Genomic DNA, 19,356 nt, shown 5'->3' with positions numbered 1-19,356 from the left:
GGTCGGGCATGACGTGCTGGCGTCGGCCGGCGGGACTGGAACGAGGTCGGCCGGTGGCAGCGGCTGCACGAGGTCCTGCCGGCGTCGGTGCCGGTGCGCTCGCCACGAGGACGGACGCGCCCGACACCGAGGCCACTGACGCACTCACCGTCAGGCAGGCCGGCCGTCCTCATTGAGCTGCTCCTTGCCGCAGGTGGTTTTCGGCCGAACAGCTGCCGGAGAAGGAACGGGACGAGGACATCGACCCCTTCACCATCACCGTCCGGGTCACGTGTGGAGCTGTGCAAGAAGCTCGGTGAGCCGCAGCTGGTCGAAACGGTCGCCCGGGCGGGGGAGCGGGGGGATGACAGGGCACGGCCGAGTCCCGGCTCGTCAGGTTCCCGGTACGTGATCCAGGTCCATGTCCGTGATGGTGACCCAGTCGGGTTCGGCCACCAGCAGGCTCAGCTGCTCGTCCTGGAGATCGACGTCGACCGCGTACCGGAAGCCGGTCGCCTCTGCGGCCCTGACACCGGCCCGGTCGCCCTCCGTGACGGCATAGACCACCCGGCGGCAGCCGGGATCCGCTGCCCGGACGGCACGTACCAGCGGCCGGAGGATTTCCGGCAGGTTCTCGGCCCGCAGGCCGGTGTGGATCAGCAGTTCCACGTCCCGGGCACCGACCGGATAGGCGTCGCGGAGCCGGCCGGCCGCGCAGCGTTCCACTGCGACGACGGCCTCGCCGCTCGGCCCGCGCAGGCGCAGACTGCCCGTGAAGCGCGTCCACGACTCCACGGTGGTCCGCCAGGGGCCGGGGACGTCGAGCGCGGGCAGGGCCGGCACGGTGAGCATCGTCAGTTCCCCTCGTCGGCCAGTCGCCGGACGCCGGCCTTGTCCGGCTTTCCGGAGGCGTTCCTGGGCACAGCCGGCACGATCTTCAGGCGTCGGGGCAGCTTGTAGCGGGCGAGCTGTCCGGCCGCGTACTCGTGTACGGCCTCCAGGGTGATCGCCGCCGTGTCGTCCACGCTCATGACGGCCTGTACGGTCTCGCCCCACTGTGCGTCGGGAATCCCCACGACGGCGACATCGACCACACCCGGCATGGAGGCCAGCACGCGTTCGACCTCCGCCGGGTAGACGTTCTCACCCCCGCTGATGATCATCTGCTTGAGCCGGTCGACGATGTACAGGTAACCCTCCTCGTCGAGGTAACCGATGTCGCCCGAGTGGAACCAGCCCTCCTCGTCGAAGGCCGCCCGGTTCGCCTCCAGGGTGTTCCAGTAGCCGGCGGTGACGTTGGGGCCGCGGACGACGATCTCTCCCGGCTCCCCGGGCCGGAGGGGCGTGTTGGTGGCCGCGTCGACAACCCGGACTTCGGTGAACGGGATGGGGATGCCCGCGGAACCGATCTTGTCCAGGGTGCGCTCGATGGGCAGATGCGTGGCGAAGGGTGCCGTCTCCGTCAGGCCCCAGGCCTGCTGGAGCAACACGCCGTGCTTGGCGTAGAGCTCGATGAGTGAGGCGGCACCGGCGCGCCCGCGACCACGATCGACCGCAGGTGGCTCAGGTCCTCGTCGAACAGGCCGGGTTGTCTCGCGAGGGCGGCGAACATCTGGGCGACGCCGAACATGGAGTTGACCCGGTGGGTGACCAGGTCTTCGAGACACGTCTGCGGGTCGAACCCGCGTCTGATCACCACCGTGCCCCCACGCACCGTCGTGCGGAGCACGAAGCTGTTCAGGGCGCCGATGTGGAACAGCGGAGCGGCGGCATAGGTGACGTCGCCACGACGTGTGTCGAGACGGAGCTCGACATTCACGGAGTTCCACCAGAGGTTTCCATGGGTGAGGACGACACCCTTGGGCGTGCCGGTGGTGCCGGAGGTGAACATCAGGATCGCCGGGTACGTGCTGACACACCTCCATCGCGTCACGGCCGCGGATCTCCTGTCAACGACCCGGGACTGAAAGTCCCGGGCTTGCACAACCGATCGGCTGTGATCGTTCGCCGGCGCTGAGTCCGCCAAGTCGCAACGGCGAGCTCAGTAGGGTCGGGGGACTGGCAACGGAGTGTTCAGCCACCGCACCAGTTCCCGACCCTACTGAGCACCCGAACTCAGGCCCGTACGCATCGGCTGCACCCGCAATTGAGTTGTCAGGTTCAGCAGCAGGTTCTGACACGGAACCGGCCACCTTCGGTGAGAACTCTGGAAGCAGTCAGTCCACCGTCCTGACACAGACCAGCTCAGGACACATCGGCCTCGCCATGATCGAAGAGACTCACGCTCGGCGCCAGTGACACGGCCTCCACGAGGCCCCGCCAACCCCGCCGCGAATCCCACTCCAACCTGTCACTCCGCAGGTCAACGGCCCCATATCCGCAAGATCCAATGAGACGGGACAGCCGCGCAACTCGCCCGGCAGCGGGCGGCGATGGACGCGGCCCGGGACAGCCGCGTCCCTGACCTGCGCAATCAAGCCAGGAGGGCCGCTTTTCGCCAACCCCCGTCAACCCCGGCGCGCTCTTGGTCACTTCGCGCTACACAAGAACACCGCAGTGAACGTGCGGTGTTCGCAGGGCAGTTGTGGCCTGGTAGGAGGCCCGGGCGTGATCGTGACGTCGTCACCACCCAGGTCGCGGAAGGCCTGTCGCAGGCCGACCAATGACCCCGGCCTGACCCGCCCGCCTCGACCCAGCTCGCCGTACGTACCTGAGCGCCTGTTTTCAGATTTCGGGCGGGTGATCGGCCGTCATGGCCAGCGGTGACGGCGATGAGCCGGATCTTGAAGGGGCGCGGCACCGGCGCGTTGTACGACGTGGACGACTTCACATTCACCACCCGATGAGAGGGACATACACAGCATGCGATCGATCAACCGACTGACAACATCAGTCGTCGGAGCGGCCGTTCTCCTGGGCTGCGTCTCGGGACCGGCCGTGTCACAGGCGAAGCAGGACGGCACACGGGTGCTGGTGTTCTCCAAGTCGGCCGGCTTCCGCCACGGCTCGATCTCCAGCGGCATCGCGGCGGTGAAACAGCTCGGCGAGACGAACGGCTTCACGGTCGACGCGACTGAGGACGCCGGAGCCTTCACGGCCGACAACCTCGGCCGCTACGACGCGGTCGTGTTCCTGTCGACGACCGGTGACGTCCTGAACGCCGCCCAGGAGACGGCCTTCGAGGGCTACATCCGCAGTGGCGGAGGCTACGTCGGCATCCACGCGGCCGCCGACACCGAGTACGACTGGGCGTTCTACGGCGGGCTCGTCGGTGCCTACTTCGAGTCGCATCCGTGGTGGCCGATGCGTGCCACGGTGCACGTCGAGGACCGCGCCCACCCGGCGACCGCCAGCCTGCCCACCACCTGGAACCGCACCGACGAGTGGTACAACTTCCGCTCGAACCCCCGGGAACGGGTCCGCGTCCTTGCCTCCCTCGACGAGTCCTCGTACTGGGGCGGCAACATGAACGGCGACCATCCGATCGCCTGGTGCCAGAACTACCAGGGCGGCCGCTCCTTCTACACCGGCGTCGGCCACAGCAAGGAGTCCTTCGCCGAACCCGCCGTCCGTCAGCACCTGTTGGGCGGAATCCAGTGGGCCACCGGCGCCGTCGAGGCGGACTGTCGGCCGGAGAACGGCTAGAGAACGCTGAGGCGCAGTGCCTCCCGAGAGCCCCGCAGCAGCGCCCCGGACTTCCTTGGTCCGGGGCATTGCTGCGTGAGCCGTACGGTGCAGTGCCGGGTTGCAGTGGGGTCCGTTGCCCGGTGTTGTCCGGCTGCTGCTCGAAGGTGGCGAGATGGTGTGGGGCTGTCTACCGGAACCGGGCGTGGTTCGCGAGGTCAATGGTGGTCTGCACGCAGGATCGACAGCGAACGGGGCGGTGCGACACACGCCAGTACAGTAGGCCCGGTGACTGCCACCACGTCGGAGGTGACTCCGAGGAGCTCATCCGAGGCGTCTCGAGAGCGATACTCGCCGATCCGGGCATTCTCATGCCGGTGCACGCGACGGTCGTCGACGCCGCGGGAGGCCCGTTCGCTGCCGATCCGTCCATTGTCGAGGCGCTCGGCGAGGCGACCCGGGAGAACGCGCTCCACTGGACGCGGTCGATGTACGAGCACCCCCGGCTGAGGGGCGCACCCACCTTGAGCAGCCAGGTCGTCGGCATCGCCGGAGAAGGGTTCCGCTGGGGTACGGAGAAGAGAAGACTCTCCGCACGGCATATCGCGCCGGTGAGCAGGCGATGTGGTCCCTCTGGATGCGGCTGGCCTTCTCACTGCACGACGATCCCGAGGTCCTGCTGCCCGCTCTCGACCACGTCTCCCGTTCGCTCGCCCGCTGGGTCGAGGACACCTCCGCCGCGCTGCTGGAACTCCTCGAGAGGGAACGCACGGCTCTGTCGGGTGACGCACAGGTTCGACGACTCGAACTGGTCAATCTCGTACTCGGCGGCTCCTCCGCGCCGACGGACAACCTGGAGCAGGCCCTCGGATACCCGCTGTCGGCCTCCCACCTGGGCGCCTCCGCACCGCAGCGACTCGCGGACGGCGCACGTCTCGTGCAGGCCGCGAGCATCGTCGGCCGACTCACCCAGTCGGCGCATCAGCTTCTCGTCCACGCCAGCACGTCGTCGCTCTGGCTGTGGGTGACGCCACGGGCGCTCATGACCCCGGACGACCTTGAAACCGCCACTGCACAGCATCCCGATGTGAGGCTCGTCGTCGGGCCGCGGGACGAGGGGGTGGACGGCTTCAGACGCAGCCACCACAGGGCACTGGAAGCACAGCGTCTGGTCCGCGACCACGGCGAGCAGCGGATCGTCTTCTACGACGACGTCGCCGCCGTGCTCCTTCTGGCCGCGGAGAGCGACCGGCTTCGGGAATTCGTCCACACCACGCTCGGCCCCCTGGCCGCGGGCCCGGCCGAACTGCGACAGACGCTGAGGGTGTTCATCCGGGAGCGCTACAACGCCTCACAGACGGCTCGTCTGCTGTACACGCATCGAAAGACCGTTCTGCAGCGTGTCCGCCGCGCCGAACAGCTCCTCCCGACGACACTCGAGCGGCACGGCACCAACGTGGGTCTGGCGCTGGACGCGATGCACTGGCTGAACGTGCGGCTCGACTGAACCGGACCGCCGCCTCGGTCTCCGCCCGCCGCCGTACCGTCAGGAAGAACCCGATCGACCGTTTGCTGGACGGCAGAGGTGTGTCGGCGCGCACAGCGACATTGTCGCAAAGCGTGCTGCGGCAACGATGCCGGAGCACCGCTCGGTCGGAGGTGAGCACACCGGGCGGCCGCCTGGCGACGGCCGCCCGCCGAACCGAGGAGATCGGCTCCACCTCGCTGGAGCTGACGAGCACCGAGCGGCTGCGCACCGAGCACAACCGCGTCCCGCGCAGCATCGTCCGCCGTCGGCGACACACTGCTCTTCGGCCGCAATGTCTTCCTCGCGCTCAAGCCGGAGACGGCGGTGGGTGACGACTTGCGAAGTGGCGGAGCTGCGCCCCCGCTATCGCACATGTCCGGTCATCGGTCGTAGGCGAGGCGGGTTTGGCGGGGCACCGGGCCGAAGGCGCCGGCGTGGAAGTCGGCGAATGCCTTGGTGATCTCCAGCTTGGTGTTCATGACGAACGGGCCGCCCATGGCGACGGGTTCGTGGATGGGCGTGCCGCTGTAGACCATGACGCGGGCGGGCTGTTCGGGGTCGACGGCCGCCAGGTGCAGCGAGGTGGCCGCCGGAGCACCGCCGTCGTCCCCGCTCCTCCCCGTGACGGGGTCGGACCAGCCGGTCTGCCCGCCGTGCAGTTCCCGGCCGCCGATCAGCAGGCGCCCGTTCATGACGTGGGCGAACAGCCGGTGTTCGGCGGGGACTTGCAGGACGTAGAGGGCATCGGGGTCAAGGGTGGCGACGACGCCCTGCACCGGGTGATAAGTGTCGGTTGCGCCGGTGACGCCGCCGACGGTGCCGGCGTGGACGTCGATCGTCACACCCGGCGCGCGTACGCGCGGCATGGCGGCCGTGGTCAGGTCCTGGTAGCGGGACGGCGTCAGCTTCTTCCCGGCGGGCAGATTGAGCCACATCTGCAGCACGTGCGCGTGCTCGTCGCGGTAGGCGAGCTCACGGTGGATGATGCCGCGCCCGGCGGTCATCCACTGCACCTCACCTGCCTGCAGCGCCCCGGCGTGGCCGAGGTTGTCGCCGTGTTCCAGGACGCCGTCCACGACGGTGGTGACGGTCTCCAGGCCGCGGTGGGGGTGCCACTCGAAGCCGGGGGTGGAGAACCAGTCCTCGACCAGGGCGAGGAAGGGGTCGGTCAGGGCCGGGTCGGTCGGCACGAAGACGAGTGCCTTGTCGTCGACCTGCGCGTCGGGGCCCAGCTGCTGCTTGGTGGTGATGCGGGTCAGTGTGCGGTCACCCGTCAACTGTTCGGTCATGGTTGCTCCCTGGTGCCCGGCTCGAAAGGAGACGGAGTGACGAAGGGGGGATGGGCCGGGTTCAGGCGACTTGCGGGGCGACCTCGCCGCGCGCCCAAGGATCTCGGGGCACGGCCGGTGCACGACGTCGGTGCGGCCTGGGCCATAACCTGTCTTCGGGGCCGCCGGCGCGGCCCCGAAGACGGCCGGCAGCCGACCTCCACCTCGCTGATGCCTTCACCGACGGCCTCGACGATCCCGGCGAAGTCCCGGCCCAGTGTGATCGGCACTTGTGCGGAACCATGCCCTCGAGGCGGCCGTAGGCGATGTCGCGTTCAGCCAGTTCGCTGACGTTCCTGGACGCGGACCGACTACGAGGTTCTCGGTATTCGGCCGGCTCCACGACGCCCCCGCTCGCCCGCGCGCCACCGCGGCATCGGCGCCCCCTCCGGCCGGGTGCGGAGCCGCACAAGCCGTCATCGTGTTCAGCACGGTGTGCGACACCCTCGGTCGACCCGCGATCCAGTGCGTTCCCAGGCTCACCGGTGCCAGCGGGGATCCTGGTCCTGACAGGGGCGAGCGTGGGCAGCCGGAGCAGGCCGAGGACGTCCTCGAGGGTGATGGCGGGCAGTGCGCGCACTCCTGTACGCACGCTGTGGCGATCAGGCGAAGGAGTACGGGCCGAAACGGCCCCATGCCACCGCACCGGCCAGTACGATCAGCACGAGGTTCGGCACGATTGCGCTGGACTCCTTGCGTCTGGCATGGGTTATCGCCGCCCCGGCCATCACCAGCACGAGGCCGAAGGCGGCCACCGGAACCAGGACGGGGATGATGTCCAGCGCGGCGGGCAGGATCAACCCGATCGCGGCCAGCACCTCCAGGGCGCCGATCAGCTTGAGCATGCCCGGAGAGAAGTCCTCGGCCCACGCCATGTTCGGCGAGGCGACGAGCTTGTCCTTCGGCTGGGCCAGCTTCGCGCCGCCGGCGCCCAGGAAGATCGCGGCGAGCAGGCCGGCCAGAATCCACAAAACGATGTTCATGAGTTACCAATCAGGGGGTATCAGACAGGGCCACGACGTTTCTCGTGATGCGTCCCGATGTGCTCCGGTGGTGCGACCTCGGCTCCAACAGCCGTGATCAGCTACGAGGTCGGGTGAGCCGCAGCCGCAGCCGTCGCGACGGGACGAGAGCGGCGTTCAGCGGGAACGCCTGGCCCTGGAGGGTTAGGTGCGGGGAACGAGGTCCGCCGGGTCGCCCGTCAGGCGTCGGTGAAGGCGGGCTTGTGTGCGTTCAGCCACTCCTGGAACGTCTGCAGCTGCGGGTTCAGGTCGCGGACGACGTCGAGGTCGCGGACCGCGTTGAACTGGGGCACTTCCGCATAGAACTGGAACATGTTGCCCGACTCGGCCGCGGCGGGGAACGGCTGCGCCCGCATCACGTCGAAGGGCACCGGCACGTACGCCACGTCTTCACCCAGGGCCACGCTGAGCTGCTCGGCCATCTGCTTGCCGGTCAGGTGCTCGCCCGCGATAGACACGGTGCGGCCGATGAGGTCGCCGCCGCGGCGGAAGATGCCGTAGGCGGTCTTGCCGATGTCTTCGGCGGCGATGCCGGCGAGCAGGCTGTCGGCCATCGGCATGGCCAGCACGAGCCGGCCGTCGTCTCCCCGTCGCGGCGCCATCGGGCCGAGCAGGTTCTCCCAGTAGAAGGTGGTCTGCAGGAAGGTGGTCGGCACTCCGGCGTCGGTGAAGAACTGGTTGGCCTCGGCCTTGGCGTCGAAGTGCGGCACCTTGTAGCCGCCCATCAGCGTCGGCATGCGCTCGTCGTCGAGCGGGATGTAGTCGCGGGTGTCCTCCAGCGTCGACCAGATCACATGGGCCACGCCCGCGTCCTTGGCGGCCCGGGCCATGGTTGCCGCCTCCTGCTTCTCCCTCTCGGGCGACATGTCCGCCCAGAAGTTGGTCACAAGGAACGCCCCGTGCGCCCCGTCGAACGCCTGCGTCAGGCTCCGCAGGTCGCCGAGGTCGGCCTTCACCACCTCGGCACCCAGGGCCGCGAGCTCGCGTGCGGTGTCCGCGTCGGGGTTGCGGGTCAGCGCACGTACCGCGAACCCGCCACCGGCGTCGGCCAGGATCGTCCTGGCCAGCCCGCCGCCCTGGGAACCGGTCGCGCCGACCACCGCGATGACCTTCTTCTCCGCCACGGCCTTCTCCTTCTTGTTGGGTCGGGGGCGACACACCCCTACTGCATGTCACGTCATCCAACTCGGCGCCCAAAGGTGCACGACGTGTCAGATGATGTGTCATGTACGTTAGGGCGGAGGTGTATGACATGTCAAGCACCCAGGTAAACTCGCTGCACATGAACGACACACCCGCATGGCTGAGCCCCGCCGAGCAGGACGCCTGGCGCGCCTTCATCCGCCTGCACCAGAAACTCTCGGCCACACTGGAGCGTGACCTGAAGGCGCACAAACTGTCCGGCGCCGACTTCCAGATCCTCGTTGCCCTCACCGACACCCCCGACGGCCGGCAACGATTCCAGGACCTCGCCAACACCATCGAGTGGGAACAGAGCCGCCTGTCCCACCAGATCGCCAGGATGACCAAACGCGGCCTGGTGGCCCGGGAAGATTGCGCCGAGGACGGACGCGGTGCCTTCGTCGCCATCACACCGGCCGGCCGCAAAACCATCGAGGCCGCCGCACCCCACCATGTAGCCACGGTCCGCCGCCTGGTCATCGACGCCCTCGGCACGGACGAACTCGCCACCTTCGCGCGGCTCTCTAACCGCATCCTCGAACAGCTGGACAACGAGTCACCGTGACCCTCGCACGGGTAACACGGCCGGTGACCTCGGCGGACGGGGGTCGGCGGTGCGGCGTGGTGCTGTACGTCCACCGCGCCGCGCACCACCCGCCGGCCGCCCGTACGGCACGACCATGCGTCACCGACCCGCGCTGCCGCCGGGTCGACGCGGCACCGGACGAGAGCGACACGGTCACCCGGGCCGTGCTGGAGGCAGGCGGATTCGTCCGCTCGGCGAAGGCGATCTGCCGGATGAGTGCGTGGCCCTGTTCGCCGTCGACCCACCGGGACGACCCCGTCGTGAACCTCGTCGCCGCACCGATGACGCACACGGTGGGCACCCTCACGCTGCCCTGCACGGCGCGCGGCGGCACGGTCGTAGTGATGAGCCGGCCGGATCCGGTGCAGCTGCTCGACCTGATGGAGAAGCACCGCGTCACCGAGCTTTTTCTGCCCCCGACCGTGATCTACCGGCTGCTGGAGATCCAGGGCATCGAGCAGCGGGACTGCTCCTCACCGAAGTACCTCATGTACGGCTCCGCGCCCATGTCGACGGAGAAACTGCGCCGAGCCATCGAGGTCTTCGGCCCTGTCATGTTCCAGGGTTCTTCGGCCCTGTCATGTTCCAGGGTTACGGGCAGACGGAGGCACCGGCCGCGATCGCCTTCCTGCGGCCCGAGGAGCACTTCACCGACGGCAGGATCGCCGACGACTCCCGGCTGTCGGCGGCAGGCCGCCCCGCTCCGCTGGTACGCGTGGAGATCCGAGGAAGCCCTTCAGAAGAGTGACACATCCATGACCCTCATGCGAGCCGCGCGCCTGCACCTGCCCACCCATACGCTGACGATCGAGGAGGCACCCCGGCCGACGGCCGGCCCCGGCCATGTGCTCATCGAGGTTGCGGCGGCCGGAGTGTGCATGTCCGACGTCCACCTCATCGACGGCACCCTCGGCCGTCCTCCGCACCTCCAGGGCGACAACGTCACCGTCGGCCACGAGGTCTCCGGCACGATCGCCGAACTCGGCGACGACGTCACTCAGTTCACCCTCGGCCAGCGGGTGGTCCTGCAGGCGGTGACACCAGGGGTGGTCAGATGCATACCCGCGGAGTGGATTTCGACGGCGGTTGGGCCGAATACACCCTGGCGAGCGTCGAGTCCGTGTTCCCCCTGCCCGACTCCCTTCCGTTCGAGCAGGCGGCGATCATCCCCGACGCCGTGTCGACCCCGTGGGACGCCATCGCACGTACCGGCGCCGTCCGGCCGGGCGGAGGCGGCCGGTGTCTGGGGCGTGGCTGGTCTGGGAGCCCACGCCGTGCAGTTGCTGCGGGCCGTCGGCGTTTTCCCGATCATCGCGGTCGACCCGGTTGCCGCCGCGCGAGGGCGGGCGTTGGACCTAGGTGCGGACGTTGCCCTCGACTCCGGCATCCAAACGTTCAGGGAGCAGGTGCTGTCCGTCACCAAGGGACGGGCTCTGAACGCGGCGTTCGACTTCGCCGGCGTCAGCACCGTGCACGAGCAGGCCTTGACCGTCCTGGCGCCAGGAGGCCGCCTGATCCTGGCCGGACTGTCCGGCCGGCCGCTCGTCGTGAACGACAGTGCCATGTTCAGCTACTTGAAGCAGGAGGTCCGCGGGCACTTCGGCACCAAGCTCGACGCCGTACCGCAGCTCGTGGAACTCGTGGGCGGCGGACGGCTCGACTTCTCCCGGTCCATCACCGACGTACTGCCGCTGGAGAAGGCGAGCGTCGCCGTAGAGCGCCTGCGCACGAAGGAGGGCAACCCGCTACGTCTGATCCTCAAGCCCTGAGTCACACCAGGCCCTCACCAGTCCCGACCGACCGGGTCCTGACCTCGCACAGGCACCACGCGCCTTCTCGTGTTTCGGAACCAGTGCCCCCGGTTGCAGGCACTCCTAGGGTTCCCGTACCTCTCGTCGCTGTGACCCTCCCCTCGTAGCGTAGAGACCATGACTGCAGGGGAAGTTGGGAGTCATGGCGGAGAAGCGACGGAAGTTCGACCCGGAGTTCCGTGAGGGAGCTGTACGGATCGTCATGGAGACCGGCAAGACGATCGCGGAGGTCGCCGAAGACCTGGGGATCAACGAGACCACGCTGGCGAGCTGGGTCTCCCGTGCCCGCCGGACGGAGGCCGCACCGGCTGGTGGTGCTGACGAGCTGGAGCGTCTGAGGAGGGAGAATGCCCGGCTCAGGCGGAACAACAAGGAGCTGGCCATGGAGCGTGATGTACTCAAACGCTGCATGGTCCTGTGGGTGAAGTAGCCGTGGCGGACCCGGCGTCCGTCGTCGGGGTGATCAGCGACTTCAGGACCGAGCACGGCATTTCGCACCGCGTCTCCTGCCGCGCCCTGGGCGTGAGCGAGTCGTGGTTCTACAAGCGCCGCACCTACCAGCCCACCCGACGCGAGCTGCGCAGACAGTATCTGATTGAGGCGGTGAAGGGGGAGTTCGACGACTCCGGCGGCACCTACGGCTCGCCGAGGATCTGGATCAGGCTGGTCCGGCAGGGCTGGCGGGTCTCGGTGAACACCATCGCGAAGATCATGGCCGAGCTGGGCTTGGTCGCCCGGAAGGTGCGCAGACGGCGGGGGCTGACCCGCCCGGGGAAGCGGCCGACGGCCCCGGACTTCGTGCGCCGCGACTTCACCGCCGAGGCACCCGACCTGGTCTGGTGCGGGGACATGACGGAGATCGAAACCGGCGAGGGCAAGCTGTACCTGGCCACGGTCATCGACCTCTTCTCCCGGCGTCTGGGCTACGCGATGGGGGCACGCCACGATGCTGGGCTGGTCGTCGCCGCCCTGCGCATGGCCGCGGCGACCCGCGGCGGGGACGTGTGCGGTGTCATTTTCCACACGGACCGCGGCAGCGAGGGCGGATTCAACTGGTCGTCGCAACACCTTGATCACGGAGGTATGCGATGGGACGAGACCGGAAGCAGAAGGTGCCAAAGGCGCCTGCGGGAGCGCGACGGCAGTGGGCGGCGGATCGGGCGATGCGACCGCCGATGCGTTCACCGGGTCGGCCGGAGCCGTCTCGTGCGGTGCAGCGCCACTTCTGGCGGCGGATCGCGTCGGGAGTGACGACGGCAGAGGCCGCGGTGGCTGTTGGCGTTTCATGGCCGGTCGCAACCCGGTGGTTCCGTCACGCTGGCGGGATGCCGCCGATCAGCCTGGACGAGCCCACCGGCCGCTATCTGTCGTTCGCCGAGCGTGAGGAGATCGCGCTGCTGCGCGCCCAGGAGTTCGGCGTGCGGGAGATCGCTCGCAGGATCGGCCGCGACGCGGGCACGATCTCACGCGAGCTGCGCCGCAACGCGGCGACCCGGGGCGGCAAACCGGTCTACCGGGCTCTGGTGGCGCAGTGGAAAGCGCAGCAGGCTGCGAAGCGCCCGAAGACCGCGAAGCTCGCAGGCGACGACAGGTTGCGAGAGTACGTGCAGGAGCGGCTCGCCGGCAGCGTCCGTCGCCCCGACGGCATGATCGTCACCGGGCCTGAGACGCCTGGGTGGAAGGGGCTGAACAAGCCGCATCGGCAGGACAGGCGTTGGGCGACGGCATGGAGCCCGGAGCAGATCTCGCACCGGCTCCGTGTCGACTTCCCCGATGATGAGTCCATGCGCATCAGCCACGAAGCGATCTACCAGGCGCTGTTCATCGAGGGCCGTGGCGCGCTCAAGCGGGAACTGGTCATGTGTCTGCGCACCGGCCGGGCGCTGCGGGTTCCCCGTGCACGGTCGCAGAACAAGCCGCAGGGGCATGTCACCGCGGACGTCATCCTCAGTGAACGCCCCGCCGAGGCCGGGGACCGCGCGGTCCCCGGACACTGGGAAGGCGATTTGATCATCGGGACGGGCCGCTCCGCGATCGGCACGCTTGTCGAGCGCAGCAGCCGCTCCACGCTCCTGGTGCACCTGCCCCGGCTTGAGGGCTGGGGCGAGAGGCCGCCCGTGAAGAACGGCCCCTCGCTCGGGGGCTATGGCGCGATCGCGATGAACGCGGCGCTCACCACGTCGATGGCACCGCTGCCCGAGCAGTTACGCAAGACCCTCACCTGGGACCGCGGGAAGGAACTCTCCGGTCATGCCCAGTTCGCTCTCGATACCGGGACAAAGGTGTTCTTCGCCGATCCGCACTCGCCCTGGCAACGACCGACAAACGAGAACACGAACGGGCTGCTGCGTCAGTACTTCCCGAAGGGCACTGATCTCTCCCGTTGGTCGTCCACGGACCTCGAAGCCGTCGCCATGGCGATCAACAACCGGCCCCGCAAGGTACTCGGTTGGCGGACACCGGCCGAGGTCTTCGAAGAGCAGCTACGCTCGCTGCAACAGCCCTGTGTTGCAACGACTGGTTGAACTCGCCCAGTACGGCTCTCGGAGGTTCCGCCGGGCCTGCCGCCGGCTGGGCGTTTTCCAGTCCATGGGCCGGGTCGGCTCGTGTTTCGACAACGCCGTCAGCGAGGCGTTCAACAGCGTGCTGAAGGTCGAGTACGTCCACCGGCACACCTTCGCCACCCGCGCCGCGGCCCGGATCAGCATCGCGACCTGGATCACCGACTTCTACAACACCCGTCGGCTACACAGCTGCCATTGGAAGAGCCCGATCGACTACGAACACGACTACTGGGCCGGCTTCACCGAGGAGCTGGCTGCATAGGAAGGTCTCCACAGTTCGAGGGGATTGACAGGGCGGGCATCCACCCGCACAGGGTGGCTGCCCACGCGTGCTGTCACAAGCTGAGGTAGAAGCGCACGGTCGTGCCGTCGTCGCCGGTGTGCAGCCGCACCAGGTCGGCCACGTAGTGGACCAGCATCAGGCCCCGGCCGCCTAGCTGGCCGCGCTCCGGCGGCCGGCGGCCGGCCAGCGGATCGGTCAGCCGGCCCGCATCACGGACCTCACACACCAGCTGCCCCTGCTCGGCCCAGACCGCGAGTGTCCCGCGGCCTCCGCCGTGCACCACACTGTTGGTCGTCAACTCCGCGACCGCCAGCTCCACATCCATCAGCCGCTCCCCGGCCAGGCCCAGCCGCATCGCCTCAGCGAGAGCGAACTGGCGGACCGCCGGAAGGTCCCCCTCGCCGTAGGGGAAGGCCGCGGCGTCCGGCACCGTCGGCAGCTCCTGGTTGTAGCGGGAGACGACCGCCTGCCAGTCGTAGACGTCGCTGACCGACTCACGGCCCTCCCCGCTGAGGAGGGTCGGGTGGGTAACCCGTGCATCGGCGATCACCTGCGGATCCAGCCGCACCTCGTCGTAGGGGCACAGGATCGTCACCGCCCGGCCCTCGAACGCGGCGTTGATCAGCGCCTCGTGCTGCGCGCAGGCCGGGTACTCCACCGCGCTGCGCCCGGCCCAGATCGGCTCACCGATGATCCGCACACGCCCATTGGGGTGGGCGTCGGCGAATCCGCGCAGCACCTTGGGGATGATCCGCCCCGGGTTGCGGCCGGCCTCGGTCATGTCCAGGAACAGGATGCCCTCGGCGTCCCCGCCCAGACCTGCCTTGATCAGCTCCAGGTTGGGGCCGGGCACCGCCACAGCCATCGGCTCGCCGTTGGTCAGGCCCTCACGCAGGAAGGCCACCGTCTGCTGCGTGTACTCCTGCTCGGTGCAGTAGAAAAGGGCAGGGTGCACGAACGCCTCGTGGGTGGTCACCGTGCTCATCACAGAGCCACCTCGATCCGGTCCAGGCCCGGCCAGAACATCTCCAAAACCCGCGGCAGCTGCGGCGGGGGATTCTCGACCACAACCCTCCCGTCGGGCAGGTTCATGGCGGTGACCGCCAGCGCGCTCACCCCGGCCACGTCAACAAACGCCACATCCGACAGCTCCACGTACGATACGCCAGCGTGGCGCCGGGCCAGCTCGGACAGGGCCTGCTCCCAAGACGGACGCGTGAGGACGCTGATCTCACCGCGGGCACGTATCCCGGAACGACCTGGCAACGGGCTCACCTCCAACGCCGCCCTCCTGGGCACCTGGGCGGGCCCGCCCACCACATGTGGGGCATCCACGCTCGGACTCCTTCACATCAAGCCACCTGCCGACCCTACTGGCACGGGCAGAGGAAAAGATCCCACCCGACGGGGCAGTGTATCCAGGCGGCAGAGACGCCTGGTTCTGTTAAGTGGCTACAGCGGGGCGGGCAAAGGGGTTGCCACGGCGGTCAGCGGGTCCGTAAAGACACGGGCAAAGGACGCTCACATCAAGATCGCCGGGAGAAAAGAGAGGTCGTTGCGGCCGAGGAATGATCACGTCACGCCGACGATCTACGGGCCAGCCACTCTCACGTCCAGTCACCAGTTCTTCCCCCAGAGCGAAAGAGAACTCCCCGCCCGGCTCGACTCGTACGTCCAGGGCCTTGGCGGCGCGGGCGTGGCGGGAGCGCATGCGCTGTTCGATGGTCTCAAGTCCTGGGGCGAAGACACAGGTTCGCTGCCTGACGAACAAGACGAGGAGCCGTGGGCGGGCGGCTACGGCAGGGAACCGTTTTGACCACGATCTCAGATCCGGCAGATCCAGCGGACCCACCTTATGAATGCCTCAAAAGAATGATCACGACAGCCTCAGTGCAATGTGGCCTTGCCCGCGTGCACGGCCCGCATCGCCCGCTCCACCGCTTCCTGGTTCTCGCCGACCGGGGCCACGTAGTCGATGACATTGCGCGCCGCCTCCTCCCCCAGCGTTCGCGTGATCACCCAGGCGGCCAGGTACTGGGACGCCAGGCAGCCGCCCGCAGTAGCGATGTCTCCCTCAGTGTGGAAAGGGGCGTCCAGCACGGTGACGCCGAGGGCCTCCAGCAAGGCCCGGGTCTTCACGTCCGTGCAGACCGGCATGCCGTTCAGCAACCCCAGCCGGGCGAGCACCAGCGCGCCGGAGCACTGCGCGCCGATCAGCTGGCGTGACGGGTCGAGTTGCAAGCGGGAGAGCATCCGGTCGTCCGCCGCCACTTCGTGCGCCTTCACGCCGCTGCCGATCAGTACGACCTCGGCTTCGGTGACGAAACCCATCGGGCGTTGCCCGGTCACTTGGACGCCGTTCATCGACGTGACCACCGGCGTCGGTGTCGTGATGAACGCCTCCAGGCCGTCCTTGCGGCCTCGGTTGATCAGCGCGGAAGAGATGAAGCTGTCGAGTTCGTTGAATCCGTCGAAGGTGACGACTGCTACCTGCACCACAACTCCCTGAAGTACGGCACCGGCTCCATAGTCTTCCCGGCACGCCGTTCCGGTGCGAGGGCCAACCGAGGGCCGGTGGCCTGCTGGCGCCAGGCGTTTCGGGCGACTCCCTGTGCGCTGCCGGCACACGGGATCCGTCGGCACAAAGCCCGTGGTGATATCGAAGTCTGAGCCGTGGCACTGGCGCATGATCACCATCTCGGTGACCAAGCCCGCGAAGCGCGGACTCGGGCCTTCAGCGCACGTGCCTAACGGGGCAACGGACTCGACCGGGCGGACCGGTCCGTCCGCGGTCATCTCCCTGCGTGCGGCCGTGTGTGATGGCACGCATGAGACCCATCAGCGACACACGTGGCGCGGAGCGAGCTTGGCCGTGGTGGAGGTCGCCGCCTGCGACGACGCAACGTCCTCGCTGTGTCCAAGACCGCCCGCTCGGTGCCAGCAAACCTGCCCATGTGGCAACCCTTCGGCGCAAAGGTGAAGTGATGGTCTCCTCGTGGTCGCCGGGTGTGTCATGTGGCTGCGGAGACGGCAGGGAGGCGAACCGCTACCAGGGGCAGGAAGTAACCGACGAGCGGCCCCATGCACAGTGCGATCAGCACGGTTCCGACGCCGATGGTTCCACCCAGGAGCCAGCCGACGCCGGCGACGGTGACTTCGATGCCGGTGCGCACAAGGGCGACGGGTAGGCGGGTGAGCCGAACGAGTCCCGTCATGATGCCGTCGCGTGGTCCAGACCCGAACTGCGCACCGAGGTAGAGGGCATCGAAGAATGCGAGTGCGACAAGACCGAGAGCGAGGTATCCGATCTGCGCGAGTGACCCCTGCGGATCGGGAAGTACAGCCGCGGTGGCATCGGCGGCGAAGCCGACGATCGCAACGTTGAGGAGCGTGCCGAGCCCCGGCAGTTCGCGCAGTGGGATCCATGCGAAGAGGACCAGCAGTGAGATCAGGTTCGTCGCCCAGCCGAACGAGATGCCAAGGGCTTTGGCGGTGCCTTCTGTGAGCACGTTCCAACTGGCCGCGCCCAGTCCGGAGTGGACGAGCACCATCACGGCAGCCCCGTACCCGGCCAAGCCGAGCAGGAGCTGGGGGATCCGACGTGCTTTTCGGGCAGCCCGAACCTGGGCAGCTGCGTCCATGCGCGGTAGCACGGGTGCGTCGTGACGAGCCGGGACGAGGGTGTGTGCCGTGGAAGCGCGAGATGCCATGCGGCGAGTCTGATGCCGTCTGGACCTGCATTCCATAGCCAGATTGGCTATCCTGGTTCGGTGAAGATCGGTTCGCACGCGGTAGTGCGTATGTTGGGGACATGGCAGGAGGGGCCAGGACCGGCACATCAACGCCTCTCCGACAGGCTGCGCCTGCTCATCCTCGATGGGCGCATCTCCCTAGGGGCGACCCTGCCGAGCGAGCGTGACCTGGCCATCGCCCTCGGCACGAGCAGAACCACCGTCGGTACCGCATTCCGCACCCTGGTCGACCACGGGTACCTCGCCACACAGGCACGTACCAGGGCGACGGTACGGCTGCCCGATGGGACTACGTCGGCAGCCCCAGTCGGTACGGATGCGGAGACCATCGACCTATCCATTGCCGCGCCGGCTGCACCCGTCGAAATCCTCCATGCCGCGTTCGCGGCCGCCCTTGAACAACTGCCACGGCATTTCGAACGGCACGGCTACGACCGCTACGGCACTGCGGAGCTGCGCGAAGCAGTCGCCCGGTGGTATCAGCGGAGAGGGCTTCCCACCCGGCCAGATCACATCCTGATCACCAACGGTGCACAGCACGCGCTCGCTCTTCTGACGCGGACACTCGTGTCGCCACGCGACCAAGTCCTCATCGACCATCCCACCTACCCACACGCGATCACGACCTTCACTCAAGCGCGCGCCCGGCTTCTGCCCGTCGCCGTGACGTCTTCGGGGTGGGACACCGAGCAGCTTCAAGCAGCAGTGCGAGCCGCGAGTCTGGCCTACCTGATACCCGACTTTCACAACCCCACCGGCATGTGCATGCCTACGAGCGTGCGCCAACGGCTCAGACTTGCGTGTCCGACAGTCGTCGACGAGACCATGACTGATCTGGCTCTGGACGTTCCGAGTCCTCAGCCCCTCGCGCTGCACATGCCGGCAGTCATCAGCATCGGCTCAGTGTCCAAGAGCATTTGGGGAGGCCTGCGCACGGGCTGGATCCGCGCACTTCCCTCTCTCTTGGAACGCGTCGAACAAGTCCGTCCCACCACAGACCTTGGCACCCCCGTCGTCGAGCAGCTCGCCACAGCCGTCCTCCTGGACAAGCACCAGACCCGGCAACCCGAAACGCTGCAGCAACTCAGATCACAACGTGAGGCCCTGCGGCAAGCCATCAGCGAGCATCTACCTGACGTCGACATCCTGCGACCAGTCGGCGGTGTGACGCTCTGGGCGACCTTCCCCGAGCCCATCAGCTCACGGCTGGCAGCCATGGCTCCTGACCATGGAGTGACCATCGCGGCCGGACCGCGATTCGGCGTCGGAGGCGCGTTCGAACGCAACATCCGACTGCCGTACACGCTCCCTCCGAGCCAACTGACCCGAGCGATCCGCAGACTCGCAGAAACCGAGCAGGCGCTCGCGCGCGGCGCTACGGGGACGCACACACCTGCACCCACTGCATGAGCGTCAACAGCGACATGAGCCGCACTGAGCTTGTTCCGCTTTGGCGGCAGGCGGCCGTGAGGGCATCGGCGACCAGATCGGTCCGCAGGTGGTCGGCCGTCGCCCAACCGACCACGCGACGGGAGGCGATGTCGATGACGGTGGCCAGATAGAGCCAGCCAGCCCTCCTCCATGGCGATGTAGGTGATGTCGCCACACCAACGGGCATCCAGGCCGGCGGGGTCGGGCTGGAAGTCCCGGACGACGAGATCGGGCCGCAGGGCAGCTCGTGGATCGGGGATCGTCGT

Annotated in this window: 19 protein-coding genes and 2 pseudogenes; 9 read left to right on the top strand and 12 right to left on the bottom strand. The window is 68.1% G+C overall.

Annotated elements, in window-relative coordinates; translation table 11 throughout:
• Positions 1-372: 372 nt before the first annotated feature.
• From QA802_RS00305 to QA802_RS00295, 3 genes are read right to left on the bottom strand one after another with little or no spacing between them, the layout of a single operon-like run.
• A complete protein-coding gene (locus QA802_RS00305) occupies positions 373-831 on the bottom strand; it encodes a hypothetical protein (RefSeq protein ID WP_334517206.1) in 459 nt (152 codons plus the stop codon).
• Positions 832-833: 2 nt separating this feature from the next.
• Positions 834-1,469 (bottom strand): AMP-binding protein, encoded by a 636-nt coding sequence (locus QA802_RS00300; RefSeq protein WP_334517205.1) that lies wholly within the window; start codon positions 1,467-1,469, stop codon positions 834-836.
• Positions 1,442-1,912 carry an AMP-binding protein gene (locus tag QA802_RS00295; RefSeq protein ID WP_334517203.1) on the bottom strand — a complete coding sequence of 157 codons (471 nt, stop codon included), beginning with the start codon at positions 1,910-1,912 and terminating at the stop codon, positions 1,442-1,444. The genes QA802_RS00300 and QA802_RS00295 overlap by 28 nt, the downstream gene beginning before the upstream one ends.
• A gap of 929 nt (positions 1,913-2,841) precedes the next feature.
• Here QA802_RS00295 and QA802_RS00290 point away from each other — a divergent pair.
• Together QA802_RS00290 and QA802_RS00285 are read left to right on the top strand one after the other, a co-directional pair.
• Positions 2,842-3,621, top strand: a pseudogene (locus QA802_RS00290) (ThuA domain-containing protein); the annotation flags it as partial.
• Positions 3,622-4,225: 604 nt separating this feature from the next.
• Positions 4,226-5,110 carry a PucR family transcriptional regulator gene (locus QA802_RS00285; RefSeq protein WP_334517202.1) on the top strand — a complete coding sequence of 295 codons (885 nt, stop codon included), beginning with the start codon at positions 4,226-4,228 and terminating at the stop codon, positions 5,108-5,110.
• Between the two features lie 401 nt (positions 5,111-5,511).
• Here the strand turns inward: QA802_RS00285 and QA802_RS00280 are convergent, their stop codons facing one another.
• The 4 genes from QA802_RS00280 to QA802_RS00270 form a co-directional block, all read right to left on the bottom strand.
• Positions 5,512-6,420: a pirin family protein gene (locus QA802_RS00280; protein WP_334517200.1), complete on the bottom strand. Its 909-nt coding sequence runs from the start codon at positions 6,418-6,420 to the stop codon at positions 5,512-5,514.
• Complete coding sequence (locus QA802_RS41415) at positions 6,417-6,689, bottom strand: hypothetical protein (RefSeq protein WP_443042059.1); 273 nt, start codon at positions 6,687-6,689, stop codon at positions 6,417-6,419. Before QA802_RS41415 ends, QA802_RS00280 begins: the two co-directional genes overlap by 4 nt.
• Before the next feature lie 372 nt (positions 6,690-7,061).
• Complete coding sequence (locus tag QA802_RS00275; protein ID WP_334517199.1) at positions 7,062-7,442, bottom strand: DoxX family protein; 381 nt, start codon at positions 7,440-7,442, stop codon at positions 7,062-7,064.
• A 218-nt stretch (positions 7,443-7,660) separates the two neighbouring features.
• On the bottom strand, positions 7,661-8,605 hold the full coding sequence (locus QA802_RS00270) for an NmrA/HSCARG family protein (RefSeq protein ID WP_334517198.1): 945 nt from the start codon (positions 8,603-8,605) through the stop codon (positions 7,661-7,663).
• 158 nt (positions 8,606-8,763) lie between these two features.
• On the opposite strand from QA802_RS00270, the gene QA802_RS00265 reads away from it, so the two are divergent.
• The 6 genes from QA802_RS00265 to QA802_RS00235 all read left to right on the top strand — a co-directional run bounded on the left by QA802_RS00265 (position 8,764) and on the right by QA802_RS00235 (position 13,886).
• Complete coding sequence (locus QA802_RS00265; protein WP_334517196.1) at positions 8,764-9,228, top strand: MarR family winged helix-turn-helix transcriptional regulator; 465 nt, start codon at positions 8,764-8,766, stop codon at positions 9,226-9,228.
• A gap of 56 nt (positions 9,229-9,284) precedes the next feature.
• Positions 9,285-11,018 (top strand): zinc-binding dehydrogenase, encoded by a 1,734-nt coding sequence (locus QA802_RS41410; protein ID WP_443042058.1) that lies wholly within the window; start codon positions 9,285-9,287, stop codon positions 11,016-11,018.
• Between the two features lie 184 nt (positions 11,019-11,202).
• The gene (locus tag QA802_RS00250) at positions 11,203-11,490 is read left to right on the top strand and encodes a transposase (RefSeq protein WP_334517194.1); all 288 of its coding nucleotides are present in this window, start codon (positions 11,203-11,205) and stop codon (positions 11,488-11,490) included.
• The gene (locus QA802_RS00245; protein WP_334517192.1) at positions 11,478-12,311 is read left to right on the top strand and encodes an IS3 family transposase; all 834 of its coding nucleotides are present in this window, start codon (positions 11,478-11,480) and stop codon (positions 12,309-12,311) included. Before QA802_RS00250 ends, QA802_RS00245 begins: the two co-directional genes overlap by 13 nt.
• The gene (locus tag QA802_RS00240; RefSeq protein ID WP_443042057.1) at positions 12,224-13,585 is read left to right on the top strand and encodes an IS30 family transposase; all 1,362 of its coding nucleotides are present in this window, start codon (positions 12,224-12,226) and stop codon (positions 13,583-13,585) included. The genes QA802_RS00245 and QA802_RS00240 overlap by 88 nt, the downstream gene beginning before the upstream one ends.
• On the top strand, positions 13,569-13,886 hold the full coding sequence (locus QA802_RS00235) for an integrase core domain-containing protein (RefSeq protein ID WP_334517188.1): 318 nt from the start codon (positions 13,569-13,571) through the stop codon (positions 13,884-13,886). The genes QA802_RS00240 and QA802_RS00235 overlap by 17 nt, the downstream gene beginning before the upstream one ends.
• A gap of 73 nt (positions 13,887-13,959) precedes the next feature.
• On the opposite strand, the gene QA802_RS00230 is transcribed toward QA802_RS00235, so the two are convergent.
• The 4 genes from QA802_RS00230 to yczE all read right to left on the bottom strand — a co-directional run bounded on the left by QA802_RS00230 (position 13,960) and on the right by yczE (position 17,548).
• On the bottom strand, positions 13,960-14,892 hold the full coding sequence (locus QA802_RS00230) for an anti-sigma factor RsbA family regulatory protein (RefSeq protein ID WP_334517186.1): 933 nt from the start codon (positions 14,890-14,892) through the stop codon (positions 13,960-13,962).
• Complete coding sequence (locus tag QA802_RS00225; protein ID WP_334517184.1) at positions 14,892-15,242, bottom strand: STAS domain-containing protein; 351 nt, start codon at positions 15,240-15,242, stop codon at positions 14,892-14,894. The genes QA802_RS00230 and QA802_RS00225 overlap by 1 nt, the downstream gene beginning before the upstream one ends.
• A 552-nt stretch (positions 15,243-15,794) precedes the next feature.
• Positions 15,795-16,403, bottom strand: a complete 609-nt coding sequence (locus QA802_RS00220; protein WP_334517183.1) for a DJ-1/PfpI family protein — start codon at positions 16,401-16,403, stop codon at positions 15,795-15,797.
• 515 nt (positions 16,404-16,918) lie between these two features.
• Complete coding sequence (gene yczE, locus QA802_RS00215) at positions 16,919-17,548, bottom strand: membrane protein YczE (RefSeq protein ID WP_443042056.1); 630 nt, start codon at positions 17,546-17,548, stop codon at positions 16,919-16,921.
• A 129-nt stretch (positions 17,549-17,677) separates the two neighbouring features.
• Between yczE and yczR the strand changes: the two genes are divergently transcribed.
• A complete protein-coding gene (gene yczR, locus QA802_RS00210; RefSeq protein ID WP_334517181.1) occupies positions 17,678-19,069 on the top strand; it encodes a MocR-like transcription factor YczR in 1,392 nt (463 codons plus the stop codon).
• Positions 19,070-19,118: 49 nt separating this feature from the next.
• Here yczR and QA802_RS41405 read toward each other — a convergent pair.
• Positions 19,119-19,326, bottom strand: a pseudogene (locus QA802_RS41405) (DDE-type integrase/transposase/recombinase); the annotation flags it as partial.
• Positions 19,327-19,356 lie beyond the last annotated feature (30 nt).

It is taken from the genome of Streptomyces sp. B21-105 (assembly GCF_036898465.1).
Classification (GTDB): Bacteria; Actinomycetota; Actinomycetes; order Streptomycetales; family Streptomycetaceae; genus Streptomyces.
The sequence above is the reverse complement of the archived record's forward strand: the minus strand, read 5'-3'. Positions and strand labels throughout refer to the sequence as shown.

What these genes read in the sequence shown, in the direction of transcription:
- QA802_RS00305 (WP_334517206.1), bottom strand. Translation starts at nt 831, where the DNA reads ATGCTCACCGTGCCGGCCCTGCCCGCGCTCGACGTCCCCGGCCCCTGG.
- QA802_RS00285 (WP_334517202.1), top strand. Translation starts at nt 4,226, where the DNA reads ATGTGGTCCCTCTGGATGCGGCTGGCCTTCTCACTGCACGACGATCCC.
- QA802_RS00280 (WP_334517200.1), bottom strand. Translation starts at nt 6,420, where the DNA reads ATGACCGAACAGTTGACGGGTGACCGCACACTGACCCGCATCACCACC.
- QA802_RS00275 (WP_334517199.1), bottom strand. Translation starts at nt 7,442, where the DNA reads ATGAACATCGTTTTGTGGATTCTGGCCGGCCTGCTCGCCGCGATCTTC.
- QA802_RS00265 (WP_334517196.1), top strand. Translation starts at nt 8,764, where the DNA reads ATGAACGACACACCCGCATGGCTGAGCCCCGCCGAGCAGGACGCCTGG.
- QA802_RS00250 (WP_334517194.1), top strand. Translation starts at nt 11,203, where the DNA reads ATGGCGGAGAAGCGACGGAAGTTCGACCCGGAGTTCCGTGAGGGAGCT.
- QA802_RS00240 (WP_443042057.1), top strand. Translation starts at nt 12,224, where the DNA reads ATGCGACCGCCGATGCGTTCACCGGGTCGGCCGGAGCCGTCTCGTGCG.
- QA802_RS00230 (WP_334517186.1), bottom strand. Translation starts at nt 14,892, where the DNA reads ATGAGCACGGTGACCACCCACGAGGCGTTCGTGCACCCTGCCCTTTTC.
- yczE (WP_443042056.1), bottom strand. Translation starts at nt 17,548, where the DNA reads ATGGACGCAGCTGCCCAGGTTCGGGCTGCCCGAAAAGCACGTCGGATC.